This window comes from Bacillus sp. RC242 (assembly GCF_044908245.1).
Taxonomy (GTDB): Bacteria; Bacillota; Bacilli; order Bacillales; family Bacillaceae_G; genus Bacillus_A; species Bacillus_A mycoides.
This window is the reverse complement of the sequence record NZ_JBIYCZ010000007.1, coordinates 223,851-242,564: the sequence shown is the minus strand read 5'-3', so window position 1 is coordinate 242,564 and position 18,714 is coordinate 223,851. Positions and strand designations below refer to the sequence as shown.

The following is an 18,714-nucleotide window of genomic DNA, read 5'->3' as shown; positions in this document are numbered from 1 at the left end:
AATTTAAAATCACCGATTATAATGTTATACTAATATCAACCAAGAAGAATCCAACAAATTATGATTAATCACTACATTTTCTTTCATAGCATGTCAACGTAAAAAAGACACTTTCCATTGTGTCTTTTTTTACGCTTTGAAATGAATACATTGACTCAATACTTATATTTAACTAGTTTTTAAAACAATTTTAATACCTATCTATCTGTTATACGATAGATGGGTATTATATTTTTAAATAGGGCATTAAACAATTTTTTAACCTTATACATTTATTATTTTATTATTCTTTTTACATCCTCTACACTTACTAAAGTTGCTTCCGCTATGATTTCAACTGAAACGCCTAAATTGAAAAAATTTTGCATCAAATGAACTCTTTCTTGTTCTCTTGCTTTTTGATCAACCTCGAATAATTGTTGTAATAAATCTGTACTCATTATAAACACTCCTTTTAAATTTTTTAATAAAAAAACCCTAATCAACCAGGTTCTCTGTTTTCATAGAACATTTTAAATAATAAAGAAGAGCTGATGGATAAAATCCACCAGCTTTCCTTTTTCTTGCTATTCAATTAGAAGCTAACCGTCGCTGCTTCCTCTCCTGAATTAATCATTCGTTGTTCAATCTTTCCTAGCAGTTCCTTTATCTTATCTGAATAAAGTTTAACTGCTTTCGTAGATTGAGCATTCTTAAGCTCTTCTGTCCATTCTGCTAAATCTTCTTTTTCTTGATCATCTAAATAATCAAAAACTTTCTTTCGAGACATCCGGCTCACCTCTACTCAACTCTCTTTATTTGGCCGTTACATAACCAAATCTCCTCATCTCTCTATTTCTATTTATACCAGATTACTCCTCTTTTATTCCTTATTCTTTTTTTCGAGTTCGTTCAATTTCTTTGAAATTGACTGAATCTCATCGGTTTTTACTTGTTCCGTTGCCAAGCGATTGTGCAGCAGGAAGGCTTGCCCTGAAATCCCAGCAAGAATACTCACCTTAAGAATATCCATCGTTGTTTCAGGGTTAAACATTGCAACACCAACGAGTGAAGCAATACTTCCTACAAACATCTCTCCCAAAAAACCCGGGTGAAATGCAAGCTTGCTCTTACGAGGCAACAAAAACTTTTTGTTTGTAATGTAATGACTAGCCAATCCTGAGAACATACCAGCCACAACTGAAACAATTACTGTAACCAACATAATATGCACCCCTTTTCGAAAAACTTTTGACATTGCAGCAGCAGTTTCTATTTAATAATTAGTTGCTATGACATAGCATCACCCCTTTCAGGCAAAAACAAATAACCTTCCAGGAAAATGAATTGTTTACACAATGAAATAAAGTAACATAAAGTTCCTTTTTGTGTAATTTCATTAACCCGAAAGGTTATAAGTAATTAGTGATATAAAAAAGAAAAAGAAAAAAATGCAACTAAATTATATCACAATGAAGTTCGTTTTATCTTTAGATTCAAAAAATTCACTCTGTTATTTAACTTTCTCAAGTTAACAAATCAAATTCCTTGATATCTTTACACTTTCTAATAATTCTAAAGCCTGATTGTTATTTAATTTTTTCAATCTCTCATCGATTATGCTGTAGATTACACTACAATTTTGATGAATATAGAATTCCAATATCTCAAATGCTACTTTTTTATCCTCTTCATTTTCATAGTTGTATAAGTTTATTATTCTAGTTCCTGTCTCACGTACTAACCACAATATCTTACGCTTAAATAAGAAATAATAATATGGGACCATTAAATCCGCCACATCTGATTCTCGATTATTCATTTCTAACAAAGAATTCTCGAATTCTTTGTTAGAAATGACGGCCACTTTTTTTATTATTTTCATAGTCGATATATCCACCTTTCTTAGAAAATAAAAAAGACAAGGAATTAATCCTCATCTTTTTCATAACTACAGTTAATTTTTCTCTTCATATTCGATTACCATAACCAAAAGCGGTTGGCCTTGTTCACGTTCCATGAACCCGCTTGGTGTTATTTTTTCAACTATTTTCCCATGATTTGCACAATACTTCAAAAAACCATTCACTTCTTCATCAATTCTTAATGCATCAGCAATCACCGTTCTAATTTGCACCATAATAACTTCCTCCTAATAATTTTTTATTTTAAATATGTAATCTCAGAAATTCGAAATCCATCTATTTCTGTTACATATTTAAATTCCAGAATTAAGTTGTTTTGTTTTACCAAAAACAATCCTTTTTTTACTTTTGTAACAGTTCTTGGTTTTTCATAATTAAATAGACTTGGTTTACTTTTATAAGTAACTTTGTAATTCTTATTTATACTAAAATAGTACGATGTAAATTCATCAGCTAATTCTGCAGTAGTTACATGATTTCCTAAAAACATTTCTAGTTCTTTTTTATTTTGATAAATGGTTAAGTGGCCGTTCTTATCAATATCATCAAATATTAATTTGAATTACCCTCCTAAGTCATTAATCACATTTTGTGATAATTCATCTTCAAACAAATAATTGTATTAAACTTTTTGTTTCAAATCTTCTACTTTGATTGGAGTTAAAGCATCTGTTTGAGGTTCATCCTTTATAAAGGTGTTATAAAAAACAAACATCATAGCTAAAACGCCTAACACTAAAAACAATCTCTTAATCTTCATCCTTTCACAATGTGATATTCTCCAAAAAACGTAAAAAAGCCCTTTTCGGAGTTATATTTAAAAAGAAAGTAAAAGTAAAAAACTTAAACTATCTTTGAAAATCGAAACCCCGAAAGGGCTATAGTAGTTATAGATATAAAAAATTGAAATTAAAAAAGGTATACTTAATTTTAACAAATTACACCTGTAAAAACAACAATATTCAGAATATTTAACCCGTTAAATTTATGCTATGATGAATATTATAAACCTTCAGAATGGAGTTTGATCTACAATTGAAAAAACGTCTAATTTCTGTTTTTCCAATATTAATATTTATAATTGGTGTTACCTTACTTTCACTAAGACAGTTCGTTTTTTTTCCATATAAGGTTTCTGGAGTTTCTATGGAAAACTCCTTATTTAATAATGACAAGGTATTAATTAATCATCTTATCCATTCAATAGAAGATCTGCAAAGATTTGATATAGTTGTTGTTAATTCCCCCCTAGAAAACGCTTCTAATAATAAAACAATTATAAAAAGAGTAGTTGGTTTACCTGGAGATACAATAGAATTTAAATCACAGCAGCTTTATATAAATGGACTTGTAGAAAAAGATCTATACTCAAAAGGTGAAACAGCTGATTTTTCATTAAAAAGTATTTATGGTCTCGATAGGGTTCCGAATGACACAATTTTTGTATTAGGAGATAATCGTGAAGAAAGCTTAGACAGCAGATTTAAAGAAATAGGATTTATATCTTTGAATAATATTGAAGGTAAGGTAGTTTTACGTTATAAACCGTTCAATAAAATCATGAAATTTTAATATAATTAATTAAACATATAAAAAAAGCTCCAACTGTAGGACAGTCGGAGCTTTTTACAATATAATTTTGATTAGTTAAGTTTTACTGATACAAAAACTTATAGATGAACCTTCTAAAATCTTCGCTATTATAATTTTCCGCTAAAATCTTATTTAGCTACATCATTAGAATTTGATGCAAGTAATCCATTACCCTGCTCTTTAGAAGTTGTTCCTGCAGTTTTCTGTTCTGGCTTTTGCTCTGGTTTCTGTTCTGGTTTTTCTTTCTCAAGAACTACCACATTTACTGTTTCAGTTGAGCTGTTTCCTGCCTTATCGTTTGCCGTTACTTGAACTGATATTGTGCCTGGTTTACTTGTATCATACGCTCCCACTGTTACTACTGGGTTTGGATCTTTATTATCTTTTACACTTACTAAACTTTCTGGACTTAATTTATCTCCCACATTTACGGTTACACCTTGTTTTGCTGTAATTACTGGTGCTTCTGTATCTTTTTCCTCTTCTTTTTCTACTACTTTTACTGTTACTGTTGCAGTTGAGCTGTTACCCACATTATCTGTTGCCGTTACTTGAACTGATATTGTACCTGGCTTACTTGTATCATACGCTCCCACTGTTACTATTGGATTTGGATCTTTATTATCTCTTACAATTACTAAACTTTCTGGACTTAATTTATCTCCTACATGTACGGTTACATCTTGTTTTACTGTAATTACTGGTGCCTCTGTATCTTTCTCCTCTTCTTTTTCCACTACTTTAACAGTTACCGTTGCAGTTGAGCTGTTACCAGCATCATCTGTTGCCGTTACTTGAACTGATATTGTACCTGGCTTACTTGTATCATATGCTCCGACTGTTACTACTGGGTTTGGATCTTTATTATCTTTTACTTCTACTAAATCTCCTGCATTTAAGCTATCTCCTACATGTACAGTTACATCTTGTTTTGCTGTAATTACTGGTGCTTCTGTATCTTTTTCCTCTTCTTTTTCAACTACGTTAACAATTACTGTTGTACTTGAGCTATTTCCTGATGCATCTGTTGCCGTTACTGTTACTTGAATTTCCCCTGCCTTACTTGTATCGTACGTTCCCACTGTTACTATTGGATTCGGATCTTTATTATCTCTTACTTCTACTAAGTCTCCTGCATTTAGACTCTCTCCTACATGCACTGTCACACCTTGCTTCGCTGTAATTACTGGTGCTTCTGTATCCTTTTCTTCTTCCTTTTCTACTACTTTAACGGTTACTGTTGTACTTGAGCTATTTCCTGATGCATCTGTTGCCGTTACTGTTACTTGAATTTCCCCTGCCTTACTTGTATCGTACGCTCCTACTGTTACTACTGGGTTTGGATCTTTATTATCTTTAACTTCTACCAAATCTCCTGCATTTAAGCTATCTCCTACATAAACAGTTACACCTTGTTTTGCTGTAATTACTGGTGCCACTGTATCTTTTTCAGGTTTCTCTGGTTTTGTTGTACCACCATCGTTACCATCCCCACCCGATGGTGGTTCTGTACCTCCTCCACCATCGTTACCATCTCCGCCTGTTGGTGGTTTTGTACCTCCTCCACCATCGTTACCATCTCCGCCTGTTGGTGGTTTTGTATTTCCTCCACCATTATTACCTTCACCACCTGTTGGCGGTTTTACTTCCCCGACACCTGTGTCACCAGAAGTTGGTGGTTTTTTATCATTATTAATTGGGGGTATTGAGTTATCTGCAATAGCCACTCCATCATTGATATTTAGATCGCCACCAAATACAAAGTTCTTACTATCCTTATTATCCGAGACAGAAGGATTATTTGTTGCTGATGCTATTGAAGAATTTAAATCAGAAAAACGATTATTTGATTTATCACCGCCAATAACTGATGCTAAATTTCGATCTAAATTTATAGCTGCGGTTGCAATTGAATCAGTTAAATCATCAAATTTCTTTTTGATTTTGTTATTTTCAATGATACCGGCTAAATTTTGATCAGAGCTACGTTTTGCATTATCAATGATTTCATCAAAATCATTAGTATTTAGATTTTCAGTCGTTTCATTCTTACTTTCATCTTTCTTCTCATCTTTTTTCTTTTCTTTTTCATTATCCTTTTTCTTTTTAGATACTGATGCTGTTTTAGTGCTCTTTTTTTCAGAAGAAAACAGCGAGCAGCCTGTAACTACCCCAACACTTAAGGTAGTTACAGTAGTAGTAAGTAACAATTTCTTTAAAATTTTCGAATAATCTAAAGGCACAATCAATTCCTCCCCATTACCTAACCTGCACTTATAGTTGCTACAGAAGTAGCAGAACTATTAGGTGTAGAATTATTAATTTTTTCAAGTAAATCTTTATTTCCAACCTTTTGAGCAAACTTTTTAGCTTCCTCAGATTTATTTAATTTCAAATAACTATTAACAATAATTCCTTCTCTTCTGCCATCTAGTGGCACTTGATCTATTAATTTGATAACTTCTTCATGTTTGTTATCTAATGCAGCAATTTCAAAATTAATTAGTGGATTTTTTGTTTTTAATTCTTTTACTTTTTTCAAATTATCTACAGCTATATAATATGAAACTACTGATTCTGCAAAATCTTGTTCTAAGTCAATTGCCTTTTGTGCTTTACCACTTAATAGATACGTAAATAAAACTGCCTTTTTATCTTCTTTTCCTAACTTTTTATAATCGACTTTATCAAATTCCAAGGCAGCATCTTGATATTTTTGAACTGCAGATAACCTTAATCCATTTATTAAATTTGCATTAACTTCTAAACTATTTACATTATTTGCAGATGCAGCCTGTGAATTTTTCATATCGCTAAAGGCAAAACCTGCTACTAATAATAAAACAATTGATGCGACTCCTATAATAGCGTACTTATACTTTTTCATATTATTTAAGATTCCTTTTTTATCGATTACTACTTTCTCATCCTGTTCAAATTTAGTTACATTTGCTAGATTTCTTTCCTTATTTAAATTAATTTCATCACTTTCTGGTTCCCTTTTAGCCACAACTATTTTTTGTCTCTTTTGAGCTTCTTCTATTTTCTTTTCTTCCTCTAATCTTCTTTTTCTTACTTCTTCAAGTTTTTTCTCTTCTTCTTTCCGTCGTGCTTTTGCCTGTTCCCTTGTTTCTTCCTCGGCCCTTCTACGTGCTTCCTCTTCTTTACGTTCTCTTGCTTCTTCCTCTGCTTTTCTACGTGCTTCTGCCTCTTCACGTTTCCTTGTTTCTTCCTCGGCCTTTCTACGTGCTTCCGTTTCTTTACGTTCTCTTGCTTCTTCTTCCGCCTTTCTACGCGCTTCCGTTTCTTTACGTTCTCTTGCTTCTTCTTCCGCCTTTCTACGCGCTTCCGCTTCTTTACGTTTCCTCGCTTCTTCTTCTGCTTTTCTACGTGCTTCCGCTTCTTCACGTTCTCTTGCTTCTTCTTCCGCCTTTCTACGCGCTTCCTCTTCTTCACGTTCTCTTGCTTCTTCTTCTGCTTCTGGTTGTTCTATATTAAATTCGCTTTCAGAAGTGCTTGACTGTTTTTGAATTGTTGTAATCCAATCAAGAGCCGGATTACTTTTTGAAGCTTCATTTTTAGGTGTATTTAAAACTACACTTTCTTCACTTTGTTTCAGTGGTTGTTCTGAACGCTCTTGCTGGAATTGCTCACTTACTTGATCCTCATGGAAATCTCCATATTGTTCTTCTTCCTCTGCTAGTAATCGCTCTCTTCGTTCTTTTTCTTGTCTAATTCTTTCTTTAATTACGTTTCTTTTTCTATTATTTTGCATATAACAACAATGGCCTCCTTTCTATTGGTACCTCATAAATGAGAGTAATTAAATTATTTATCCTTCATAATTAATCATGAGATATTTCTATAGAAAAACTAAGGAAAAATAAAGATAATATTATTTTTTTAAGCATGATAAATAAAAAGAAGGATAAACAGGTAGCACCCATTTATCCTTCTTTTTATTTATCATCTATTGAGTTTTTAGTACATGTTATACCCTTAATACATCACTTTGTTTCCAATTTTCAGATAAAAAAAGATGCAATACGCTCGTTACACTGTATATTCTGATAAATAAGAATATATATTTTCACGCCATATTAAGTTCATCCATTACTCTCAACTTTTCATGTAGTAGATCAAAAATTTCATCTTTATAGTCACATTTCTTCAATCTTTTAATTGCTTCATCCTTTATTTGTGACACTCTTTCAGTTGTTATCATAAGTGCTTTTGCAATTTCTTTATGCAAATATACTTTACTATCTAGAAGACCAAAACATAGATTTAGTACCATCTTTTGCTTTGGGTTTAATACTTCATCAAATATTAACCATATCTCGTAATTTAGGTCCTCAATTACCATCTCATTTGTTGACGGAATTGCTGAACTATCATCATAGAATGGATTTGATATACCTATATCTTCATTTATTGTATCTATATCCAAAGTCATAGTAGTAGCCCGCTTATAATATACGTTGTGCTTAATGACTGTTTCGCTAGTTACATTTAACTCTTTTACTACTTCTTCCACTGAAGGGGTCCTGTTGTACATTTGTAGATATTTATCTTCTAACTCGACATATCTTAAATTAAATTGATTCACATAATTAGGGATTTTAAAAGGCCCAGACTTTTTTTTACATATAATTCCTAACATACTTTTTTGTATCCACCAAAAAGCGTACGTGGAAAAGCAATAACCTAAAGCCGGATTAAAATCTTCCATTGCCCGTAACATTCCCTCATTACCTTCTTGAACTAGATCATCAAACTCTATATCAGGGTGCTTGTTTTTGTACTTTCTTGCAATAGATAATACTAGTCCTACATTCACATGAAACAAATAATCACGTAGATCCTTTTCACCATGTTTGTACCGCTGAAATAATTTTAAGCTTTCTTGTTTTGATAGTACCTTATAATTCCCAATTCCCTTAATTTCAAAAGTGTTTTCTTCTGGATTAGCCATTGGCTTAATACTTCTTGCAGTAGAACCTTGTGTTATAGTTTTATTTAATGACTCATCGCGATTCAAGCTGCTATATGATTGATTCATACCTATTCCGTTGCCAAAACCTTATAAAAGTCTATAAAGTTTGTTTATTTCCCTGTTCTACGAGTCCGGTTTTGCCAAAGCTACTACCGTTTGATATAACTCTCCGAGGGCGTAAATTCGGATACAACACATCCTACATATTAGCCATAACGTTTAGGTGTTAATTGGCTAATTCATAACGTGACAAGTTGATGGCTGCATTCAAATCCCGATCTATGACATGACTACAAGCACATTTGTATGTGCGATCAGATAGCTTTAGATCTTTCTTGATGCTTCCACAACTTGAACACGTCTTAGAAGATGGATACCATTTATCAGCTTCAATAAATTCAATACCGTATTTTTCGCTTTTATATTGAATTTGTCGCTTAAGCTCATATAAACATTGTTTTGCAATAGCTTTAGACAAGTGCTTATTCTTCATCATTCCTTTGATGTTCAAGGTTTCCATCACGATTCGATATGGCTTGGTTTTCACGATATCTTTCGTGACTTGATGAAAATAATTTGTTCTGATATTGGTCAACCTTCTATGCAAGTGTTGTATTTTCTTTTCGACTTTTATAATGTTGCCGGTTTTGATGAAACGGTTTCCCTCCTTATTTATTTCATATTTGCGAGAAACTTGACGTTGCAACCTACGAAGGCGTTTCTCTACCTTTTTTACTGTTTGTGTTTTGTTGATATTTTTCTTTTTCTCTCCATCCGAGCAAACAGCCAGTTCCTTCACACCAACATCAATACCTAGTGAGACATCTGTTAATTCTATTTTGGGACACTCGTTTTCTACGCCAACGGACAAATACCAATACTTTCCGTCGAAATGAATACGTGGATTCGTATACTTTACATCGACTGGTAATGATTCTGAAATTTTCATCCATCCAACTTTTTCAATCAACACTTCGTTATTTCGAACTTTCAATTTCACATTATCGTTGTAAAAAGACGGCTTGGATTTTCTTCTGCTTTTGAAACATGGTTTATTAGCCAGTCCCTTGAAGAATCGCTTATATGCTTCACAAGCATCTTTGATCGCTTGCTTTGTAATGTTATTGGATACTTCGTATAGCCATACATATTCTTCTGTTTGTTTCAGAACTGTTAATTCTTTACGAAGGAGGCCGTCAGATAGAAATTTACCACCGTGCTTGTGATTTTCTTCTTGTTTACCTAATGTCCAGTTATAAGCCCATCGGGCTGTTCCAACGGATTTCCAAAGTTGATGTTCTTGTTCTTTATTTGGTCTTATTCTTACTTTCCTCGCAAGTATCATTTTCCATCAACTCCTTAATCATCTTCTTGGCTTTATTGGCTCTTTTGCCTTGCAATCTACAGCTGAAAACAGTGACAATCTGAATTAAATCTTCTACTAATTCTTGTTCCTCGGTCTTTTTTGTATGGTCAATGACCTCAATAGTCGTTCCATATTTATTACATAGGTTTTCGATTAATTCATACCCGAATCGAATTAACCGATCTTTATATAGAATAACAATCTTTTCTACTTCCGAATTAGTGACCTTATCAATTAATTCATTTAATCCCTTTTTATTATAGTTAATCCCACTTCCTATATCAGTGATGATTTCAAATTGATAGCCTTTAGCAAACATATACGTTTTTACGTTATCAATTTGTTTTTCCAAATCATCTTTCTGTTTATGAGAGCTAACTCTACAGTATCCTATCACTATTTTGTTTAACTGCATTTCACCTTTAATACCCAAGAAGTGATTAAGTTGTTCTTGTGAGTAATATCGATAACCACTATCCGTTACGTGATGTGGTTTAAAAACATTTTGTTTATCCCAGTTTCTTAACGTTTGAGTTGTCTTTCCTATTAAATTAGCAAATTCACCTATGGAATAGTACTTCATCTATATCACCTCTCTAATTATTATTACTTAAACTTTATAATAATTAGAGGGTCTTTTATAAAGTTTTATAGATTTATTTCAACTGTTACTCCCCTCCCTTCTCATTTTATCGAATTGTTTCTAAAAACATCTTTGTCTCCTTTTGTACGTTACTAATCAACTTACAATTCCTTGCGCATGTATTGGCAACTTCTTTATGTGCTTTCGTTTTTCTCAATTCTATATAAATATCGCATCCTTTGCAGATGCTACTAATACCTTCCATTATTTCTAATTGTCTTCTTCTTTCATATAAAAACTGCTCTTTCGTTTTCTTCTCGCTTACTCGTCTCCCCATTTGTTTCACCTCGTATACATGAATAGTATTATTTAGTAATTAAAAACTACTATCGATATTACATAGATACGAAACTCTGCCCTAAAACTCTTCCAAATTTATCCTGTATGTATATGATATAGGATTATAACAAAATATAAAATGAATTATTCTAAAAATTTCAAAAATTATCGAGATATTAAAATATCCATCATTTCCTTATGATTAAACTAATTATATTTATATAAACCGTGATGACTATCAAGAACACGTATAAAATAATGGATGTTTTGTATTCTTCTATACAAAACATCCGTTTAGAAAGAGTAAAAAATAAATTTACCTTTAAAGCTTCCAAATTTATATTTCCTCGAATCTCATATGTAATTTTTGTATAATTAACATAGAAATTTCGATTTTATAAAAACCAACCATTCTAGTTACGGTATAGACAAGTAATTAATCATTTCTATCCCCTATTAATATGTTTTTTAACTTATTTCAATTAAAATAGCGTTTATCTGACTTTCTCTATTGCTGGAATATAATCGTTTAACAATAAATCATCTAGCCCCTTTCCAAGATTAATATCCCAACTCGCATAATTAATACTTATCCCTTCTTGATAAAGCGCTTGCGCACATTCTAATAAAGACCGCTGAACATCTGAATTTGTAATCATATCCATATCTAAAGCGAACGTCGCCTGTTTAACTCCCATTTTTTTTAATGGTTCAATTAATATTCTCCATACTTTAACCCCAGGTATTGATACAACTGTGGTACCATACATTACTTTTTCCTCATTTGTTAGAAGCTCGTCTAAGTTTTCAGCAGAAATATCAGACTTTAGACTCCCTTCTGAAATCCATACATTATCCTTTTTTATTAGTTCTCCACGTTCCAAACTTTTCAACTCTCGACTAGGTACTGCTACATGTATTGGCAATGGGTTCCCAGCTCCTGTTCCATGGAATTTCCCACCTGAGCTGATCCAAATATATTTACTTTCTAACTTTAATTGTACTTCACCTAATTTTTCACCTTCATAATTAATTTCATTCCATTCTTTAACATCGATTTCACCTTTAAATATAGACTCTATCTTCCCATTAATTTCATAGGTCACCTCTATAGTATTGGGTTGCTCAATAACTTCTGCCTTAAAGCTTGGTTTATGATTTTTTACAACTGTCATATATTCAGGATTATCAATTCTACATTGAAAACCGCATATCTGATTATATATATTTCTTTGCGGTATTAATAAAGAATCTCTCCTTCCTGCAAACGTGAAATATCTTCCATCCTTTGTTTCTTTTGCATAAAATCCTGGAATTCCAACAATATAGCTTGTTTTCCCCCCTACTTTTTTTATTAGCTCTTTCGTAGTATCCCAAGGTTTAATAGGAAAACTTTTGTAATTTCTAACATTTATTACTTCTCTTGTAATCCTACGTTTTGATCCCATTAACATTTTAATATGTTCATCTCGCACGTCTAAAGATTCTAGGAATAAAGTGTAAATAATATCAAGGGTGTAATCATTTTTCCTCCTATGTTCCTTAATCATCTGTTCTTGAGAAAAGTCATATCCCCTTTTTTGATCTTCAGCTACTATATGTAAATAGCCTGCTTCCCCGAATACTGTTTCTGATGGAATTCGTCCACATATTATTTTGGTTTCAGAATTATTAACCATGCACCATCCTTGCTTACCACATATAGGGCATGTTGTTCTATAATATTCAAACCATCTCTCATTCCCCCCCTTATTCATGCTTCTCACTGGTCTTAATATTTTACTTGCTGCTAACTTTTCAATTGACATCATATCTCTCCTTTTCCCTTAATCAAATAAAAAAGCCCTTTGGAATACGGAGGTTAAATACCACACAAACGTGTAATTTAATCCGTAACCCGAAGGGCTTTATGTAATCACTAGAAAATAAAAAAATTTACAATTTATAATAAGAATATACTAAAAATTCTCAGTTTAATCTAGAGGTTAATCATAATATTCTTTATTTAATTAAATAATCTTCTAAATATTATTAAACCCCACTCTATAATTATACATGGGCATCTCACTGCTTAACTCCTTTTGGACCTTTTGAAGCGAGAACTTCTTCAGAATCAGATACTATTTTAGCAATCTATATTTATCAAGCTATAAGGATCCCCGTTATTAACGGTTCACTAATGTTTCTCTGCTGAATTTTTTTGATACAGTATATATACCCTACTAACCAATTAATTGCACTATTAAGCGCATTATTGTTAACCATAATTAATTCCTTGTAAACAAGTATCGTAACTTTATATTTTGTCCGAAATTAATTAGTCCTACTTTAAAAAAATTTAGACCAAGGACTATAAAACAATCATATAATTATCAATCTCATGTTAATATCAACAGAAAATCAATACATCTTATCCACATTTGACATTGACATATCAAATGAGATTAACATGTCAACCGAAGTGCACCAACTTTATCGCTAGTATCCATAGATTAACATTAACATAACATCAACAAGCGGACACTTTTCAAAAATGTTTGCACCTATCTAAATTTCAAGATCTATATTAGTTGAACAAAAGTCAATTGCGACAGATTGTACGGAAGTGAGTTGATTAATAAACTACCTTTAATAATGTTTCAATGCTAGTAAGACATAAAAGGAAACATCATGAAACTATCAATCGCATGTTGATACCAATGAAAAGATAACCGATTTTTAACCTTTCATTTGTTATTAACATGTTAACTAAGATTGACATGTTAAGTGATTGTTTTCTTTTGCTATCGATATCACTCCGATTAAGATTGACATAACATTAACAATCTGGTGTTAAAAAGAAGAAATGTTTATAACTTTCAAGATTTCAAAGTCTATATCGGCTGAATTTTTTCTTCTGTGGTAGTTTTCTCGAAGTGGATCTAGTGACGATTTATCCCAGGAAATGTTTCGACACTATCAAAGCATAGCTAAAAATCCAATCGAGTAATAAATAATAACAGCAATTCAATGGTTTTCACCCTTTATTTATCATTTACATATAGTTAAAAAAACAACACATAGAAAGGAATACCGTCTGTATTGTTAATCTTATATCAACAATTTGTATTTAACATCGATATAACATTAACAATTAAGTAGTTGAAATACGCATAAATACAAATCTCAAAGACCCAAGATCTGCATTAGTTAAAAATTTATCTACCACAACAGATTACTATTGAAAGATCAAAAAAACACTCTAAACGAACTACAATTGTGGTTAGAAACTAACAAGAACTCCATACAATTAATAGTTTCTTATTAGTGACACCAAAAAATCAACAGTTTTCCCTTTGTTTATCATTGATATATAACCTGAGATTGACATGTTAAGTGCTTATTTTCTTTTGTTATCAATATTATTCTGATTGATATTGATATAACATTAACAACAAAGCGTCAAAAAGAAGCAGTGTTTATGGCTTTCGGGATTCCAAAATCTATATTGGTGAAAATTTTCTTCTGTGGCGGTTAGCCCGAAGTGAATCTCGTGATGATCTATCCTAGAAAATGTTTTCACACTATCAAAAAAATAGTTAAGATTTAATCGTAATAATAAATGACGATAGCAATTCAATGCTTTTCACCCTTTGTTTATCATTGAAATATAGTCTAAAAGTAAAACGTAGAGAGAAATGCTATTTAATTGTTAATGTCATATCAACAATTTGCGTTTAACATCAACACGACATTAACAATTAAATAGTTGAAATGCACATAGAAGCAAATCTCATGTTTTCAAAATCCGCAGTAGTTATAAATTTATCTACCACAACAGATTTCTATTAAAAAATCAAAAAACACTTTAATAGAACTATAGTTATGGTTAGAAACTAGCAAGAACTTCATACAATTAATAGTTTCTTATTAGCATCACAAAAATAACAGTTTTCTCTTTATTTATCATTGATATATAATCTGAGATTGACATGTTAATAGGGTTAGTTGTTAGTTAATACTAGTGTCATATCAACAATCACTGGCGCGTATTGACATTACATTAACAATTGTTGATTCTACCGTTGAGAATATACATACAATTAGAGTTTTAGATTCTATATCTATTAAGAGGCTTTTTTTATAGCATAATTCCCTGGATAAGCCGGGGAAGATATCATTCTTAAAGGCTTTTTGTTAGTAGCCAAAAACAATAAATCGCTTTTTATTACTTCAGATTTAAAAATAGCAATTGTATGAATCAATTTTGATTATAAAGAGATCCCTTATACAGGGCGATACCTCCTAGAAAAAGTGAGTTTATATTAAACCCCACTAAAAGTAATTCAATAACCTATAATAACCTTCATGTGCATTCTAAAGATCTACTGAAGCCAATTTAACTATACATTTCTTAGTTTTCTACTACCATGTATCTTAAATAATAATAAATATAGCTCTTTATTTATTATTATGGGCTTTTCGCTTTACATTTATACATACTTTTTAGCTTTTAAGTCTTTAAGTTTAATGCTATATCCTTATAACTTATTTACAAATCACTAATATTTTCTTATCATTAATATATTGTAGACTAATTTGTTAATTTCATAGCAACAATAATCATTAATAACCAAGGAATTATTAACAGGGAATTAACAATAGTTAATTCCCAACCTTTATTTATCAACTTCATGTTAACAAGTGGTGTTTTATATATCAATGACACATTTCATGTGAATGTCAATCGATAGAGGGATTAAGGTTTATATCGTCGAAAGACACTTAACATGTCAATCTCACTTTATATGTTAATTCTATTTTGCTATGGCTATTATATTTCGAGGAGGTATAACGATGATTGAACAAGATTACAAAAATACAACTGAACATATAGAGTCAAACAATACAAACTCTAGTCATGATGATACTTTTGAAAAAGCTTGGCGAATAACAGAGTTTTCAAAACTAGTAGGCCGACATCATAACACTGTATACAATTGGTTCAATATCTTAGAGGAAAAGGGATTACACGGAACATTAAGAACCAATAATACAAATGAAAAGCTATATAACACACTGGATTTAGACATAGCTTTATTTATCAAGCTAAAGAGGGATGAAAAGTGGTCGCTAGATGCAATTATTGAGCTTTTACCACATCAATTTGAACTAAGACCAGTTTCTCCAGAAAATCAAACCAGTGAAGTCTCAACCCAATTAAACATGCAGGAAGCTGCAGCGACTATTGAAAAAATAGTCGAGCAAAAAATTCAAATGCATTTACAAAGCATTGAAATGGAGTATCGAGAAAAAATTGAAGATGCTGTGCGTTCTGCGTTACCTGAACCAGAAGACCTTGAAGCCTTAAAAGAGCGCCAAAGACAAGAAAGACTAGATAATATGATTATTCAACATAGAGCGCGTACAGAGTTAAGAAAACAAGCTGAAAGAGAGTGGAGTGCACAACCAGAAGAAACTCGTATTAAAAAAGTTGGCTGGTTTAAAAAAGAGGAAGATCTTGCGAGAAAACAACTTTTCATAGAAAACTATATTGATGAGAACATGATTGAATATATGAAAAATGTAATGAAAACAGAAAAATAAGCCTGGAAAATTCCAGGCTTATTTTTTAATTTGCTCCAAACATTTTATCCGGGTCCATAAATGCAGCTAATTCTTCATCATTTTGTACTTCCTTTTCTTCATCTTTAGCTGGTTCTATTTCAAAGTAATCACCAAAATTAATGTTGAAATCATCATCTGAATCTTGTTCTTCAATAGTTGTAATTTGAGACTTTTTATATTGAATTTGGTTTTGTTTTTCTTTAAATTCATTGTATTCTTCGACTAATCCTTTAGATAAGCGAGATGGTAGTGCATCTGTTTTATAGAAAGTATATACGCTACCCATAAAGTCATTCTTACTAACTAGATATCCATTAAAAACAGTTCCATTGATTGGTAGTTTGTTTGTAACTTCTACCTTAGCGTCATCCATAAATGAATCATCAATGTTCTTTTGTTCATCTAAAATTGCCAACATACCAAAATGATGAACTTTTGATGCCTCTAAATCTCCATTTTCATTTGTCTTCATTAGATCAATTGGATGGTGGAATGAGCTTCCTTTCAATGATTCTGAGAACATATCTACAATTTCTTTACTATTTTCAATTTGATTCATGTTACGTGAAACCTTATTAATTACTAAGCAGCCTCTTCTTTCTAGAAGAATTCGTTTAAAGTCTTGGGAATCTAAAATTACAGATGTTCCTGAGCCGTTTGCAGCTGTGTTTAACTCATGAATAATATCTCCAATGCGCTGGTTTGCATAGTCCCGTGAGTTTGCAATACCTTTTTTCTCATTTTCATTTAATCCTTTAAACTCATCATAAAAATGTTGATTATCTGCAAACACAACAAATGCTACGCCTTTAGCCGGATCATTTGCTAGCTTCCAAATTTCTTGTGAAAACTTATTTACTTGTCTCAGTACATCAGGTCCATCTGCTCTAACTGGAAGTGTAACCACAATACCCATTTTAATGAAATCTTTACGTTCAATTGCATTATTGAAAGCAATTCTTGCATACTTTTGTTGATTTGCTATTAGTTCTTCTCTAGGAATTTTCATTGCCATACTTTTTAGTTCTTCCGCGATAACAGGCTTATTATGAAAAGCAGAGAATTCTTCAATTGCTTTAATAATTGTAGATGTACCTGTTCCACCGCCTAAACCAGCAAAAAATAACACTAATTCATCAGATGGTCTTACACGTTCTGTAATAAATTCCTTTAATTTATCTTTAGCATCATCATTAGATTCTAAAACCTTTACAGCACGCTCAGGATTCTTACCTAAACCACCTAATTTTAGTGAAACCTGATTGCTTTTTGGAACATGCTTCAGTTCAGCTAAATCTCCGTCATTACTATTTAATGCAAGACAATTATATACTGCTGTACCATCTGTATGCTTATACTCAGCAAACTTATCTACCATTCTAGTACCAGCTTGCCCAAAACCAACCATAGTCATTTTTACCGCGACTTCATTTTTTAGAAAGTTTTTTGCCATTTTACATCTCTCCTTTATTATTTTTACGTCTCTCTAATTCAATTAAAATTTGTTGTCCTCTTATAGTTGAAATCAGGAACTTATATGGATGCATAATCTTTTCTGTTATTAATGACATAGAAGCTAAAGTGCCAACACTTCCCTCTGCTGACCTTCTTGAAATATTTGTTCTTTCAATTTCTAGCGAATAGGATTTTCCCTTAGGTTTCTTTACTCTCCTATCAATAACAACATTTTCTACTATCTCATTTATTGAAATACCTCTCATATACTTTGTCTCTTGGTATTGTTTGTTTACTTGAGATCCTATGTAATGAAATACATTGTACAGTATTTCGTCTTCTTCAATAATGTCTGCGAACATTTCTACAACTTCATGAGTAAATTTGTTCTGTTTATATTTTTCACTTAATACCTCGTTCAAGTTGTCCCCCCCTTAAAACGTTGGTTAATTATTCCTAAAAATATATTACATCATTATAAGACGTATATCAAGTCATTATATATAAGTCTTATATACGGTCATTATATACAAGACTTATATATGATTTTCATTTAATAAAATCGAATTAACCTCCGACATATCAACACTTTACATATAAGACGTATATGTAAGTCGTTTATATGCGCAGTAAACAAAACATGTTAATATCAGATTTCATATAACTAACAATAACTATCGGATACTTAATAAAATGACAGTATTTATGTAGAACTCTATCTTGATTTATATTTTCAACATATGATACACCTAAAATATGATGCTATTAGCATCTCTATTACACTTGTACAACCTACATGTACATACTATATATAAGACTTATATAAAAACACCTATAAATGAAGGTTTTATGTACTTTTATATTAATTTCA

16 protein-coding genes and 1 pseudogene are annotated in these 18,714 nt (G+C 31.6%); 2 read left to right on the top strand and 15 right to left on the bottom strand.

Features of this window, described 5'->3' with window-relative positions:
* Positions 1 to 275: 275 nt before the first annotated feature.
* The 6 genes and pseudogenes from ABH957_RS16115 to ABH957_RS16090 form a co-directional block, all read right to left on the bottom strand.
* A complete protein-coding gene (locus tag ABH957_RS16115; protein WP_404511756.1) occupies positions 276 to 440 on the bottom strand; it encodes a hypothetical protein in 165 nt (54 codons plus the stop codon).
* A gap of 134 nt (positions 441 to 574) precedes the next feature.
* Complete coding sequence (locus ABH957_RS16110; protein ID WP_404458129.1) at positions 575 to 769, bottom strand: hypothetical protein; 195 nt, start codon at positions 767 to 769, stop codon at positions 575 to 577.
* 93 nt (positions 770 to 862) lie between these two features.
* Positions 863 to 1,204 carry a DUF4257 domain-containing protein gene (locus ABH957_RS16105; RefSeq protein ID WP_404511754.1) on the bottom strand — a complete coding sequence of 114 codons (342 nt, stop codon included), beginning with the start codon at positions 1,202 to 1,204 and terminating at the stop codon, positions 863 to 865.
* 306 nt (positions 1,205 to 1,510) lie between these two features.
* Entirely contained in the window at positions 1,511 to 1,864 is a 354-nt protein-coding gene (locus ABH957_RS16100; protein WP_404511752.1) for a hypothetical protein, read from the bottom strand.
* 72 nt (positions 1,865 to 1,936) lie between these two features.
* On the bottom strand, positions 1,937 to 2,119 hold the full coding sequence (locus ABH957_RS16095; protein ID WP_404458135.1) for a hypothetical protein: 183 nt from the start codon (positions 2,117 to 2,119) through the stop codon (positions 1,937 to 1,939).
* Between the two features lie 23 nt (positions 2,120 to 2,142).
* A pseudogene (locus ABH957_RS16090) lies at positions 2,143 to 2,664 on the bottom strand (peptide ABC transporter ATP-binding protein).
* A 275-nt stretch (positions 2,665 to 2,939) separates the two neighbouring features.
* On the opposite strand from ABH957_RS16090, the gene lepB reads away from it, so the two are divergent.
* Entirely contained in the window at positions 2,940 to 3,476 is a 537-nt protein-coding gene (gene lepB, locus ABH957_RS16085) for a signal peptidase I (protein WP_404511750.1), read from the top strand.
* A gap of 149 nt (positions 3,477 to 3,625) precedes the next feature.
* On the opposite strand, the gene ABH957_RS16080 is transcribed toward lepB, so the two are convergent.
* From ABH957_RS16080 to ABH957_RS16050, 7 genes are all read right to left on the bottom strand, one after another.
* A complete protein-coding gene (locus ABH957_RS16080; RefSeq protein WP_404511749.1) occupies positions 3,626 to 5,740 on the bottom strand; it encodes an adhesin in 2,115 nt (704 codons plus the stop codon).
* Positions 5,741 to 5,760: 20 nt separating this feature from the next.
* Positions 5,761 to 7,272, bottom strand: a complete 1,512-nt coding sequence (locus ABH957_RS16075) for a hypothetical protein (RefSeq protein WP_404511747.1) — start codon at positions 7,270 to 7,272, stop codon at positions 5,761 to 5,763.
* A 315-nt stretch (positions 7,273 to 7,587) separates the two neighbouring features.
* Positions 7,588 to 8,559 carry a sigma-70 family RNA polymerase sigma factor gene (locus tag ABH957_RS16070; protein ID WP_404511745.1) on the bottom strand — a complete coding sequence of 324 codons (972 nt, stop codon included), beginning with the start codon at positions 8,557 to 8,559 and terminating at the stop codon, positions 7,588 to 7,590.
* Between the two features lie 160 nt (positions 8,560 to 8,719).
* Positions 8,720 to 9,838 carry an RNA-guided endonuclease InsQ/TnpB family protein gene (locus ABH957_RS16065; RefSeq protein ID WP_404511743.1) on the bottom strand — a complete coding sequence of 373 codons (1,119 nt, stop codon included), beginning with the start codon at positions 9,836 to 9,838 and terminating at the stop codon, positions 8,720 to 8,722.
* Complete coding sequence (locus tag ABH957_RS16060; protein ID WP_404511741.1) at positions 9,801 to 10,442, bottom strand: IS607 family transposase; 642 nt, start codon at positions 10,440 to 10,442, stop codon at positions 9,801 to 9,803. The genes ABH957_RS16065 and ABH957_RS16060 overlap by 38 nt, the downstream gene beginning before the upstream one ends.
* 106 nt (positions 10,443 to 10,548) lie before the next feature.
* Positions 10,549 to 10,779 carry a hypothetical protein gene (locus ABH957_RS16055; protein ID WP_000533697.1) on the bottom strand — a complete coding sequence of 77 codons (231 nt, stop codon included), beginning with the start codon at positions 10,777 to 10,779 and terminating at the stop codon, positions 10,549 to 10,551.
* Positions 10,780 to 11,275: 496 nt separating this feature from the next.
* Positions 11,276 to 12,589: a DNA primase gene (locus ABH957_RS16050; RefSeq protein ID WP_404511739.1), complete on the bottom strand. Its 1,314-nt coding sequence runs from the start codon at positions 12,587 to 12,589 to the stop codon at positions 11,276 to 11,278.
* Between the two features lie 3,028 nt (positions 12,590 to 15,617).
* Between ABH957_RS16050 and ABH957_RS16045 the strand changes: the two genes are divergently transcribed.
* Positions 15,618 to 16,367 carry a MerR family transcriptional regulator gene (locus ABH957_RS16045; RefSeq protein WP_404511737.1) on the top strand — a complete coding sequence of 250 codons (750 nt, stop codon included), beginning with the start codon at positions 15,618 to 15,620 and terminating at the stop codon, positions 16,365 to 16,367.
* Positions 16,368 to 16,392: 25 nt separating this feature from the next.
* Here the strand turns inward: ABH957_RS16045 and ABH957_RS16040 are convergent, their stop codons facing one another.
* Both ABH957_RS16040 and ABH957_RS16035 read right to left on the bottom strand, forming a co-directional pair.
* Positions 16,393 to 17,841 carry an FtsZ/tubulin family protein gene (locus ABH957_RS16040; RefSeq protein ID WP_404511735.1) on the bottom strand — a complete coding sequence of 483 codons (1,449 nt, stop codon included), beginning with the start codon at positions 17,839 to 17,841 and terminating at the stop codon, positions 16,393 to 16,395.
* A 1-nt stretch (position 17,842) separates the two neighbouring features.
* Positions 17,843 to 18,265 carry a hypothetical protein gene (locus tag ABH957_RS16035; RefSeq protein ID WP_002187393.1) on the bottom strand — a complete coding sequence of 141 codons (423 nt, stop codon included), beginning with the start codon at positions 18,263 to 18,265 and terminating at the stop codon, positions 17,843 to 17,845.
* Positions 18,266 to 18,714 lie beyond the last annotated feature (449 nt).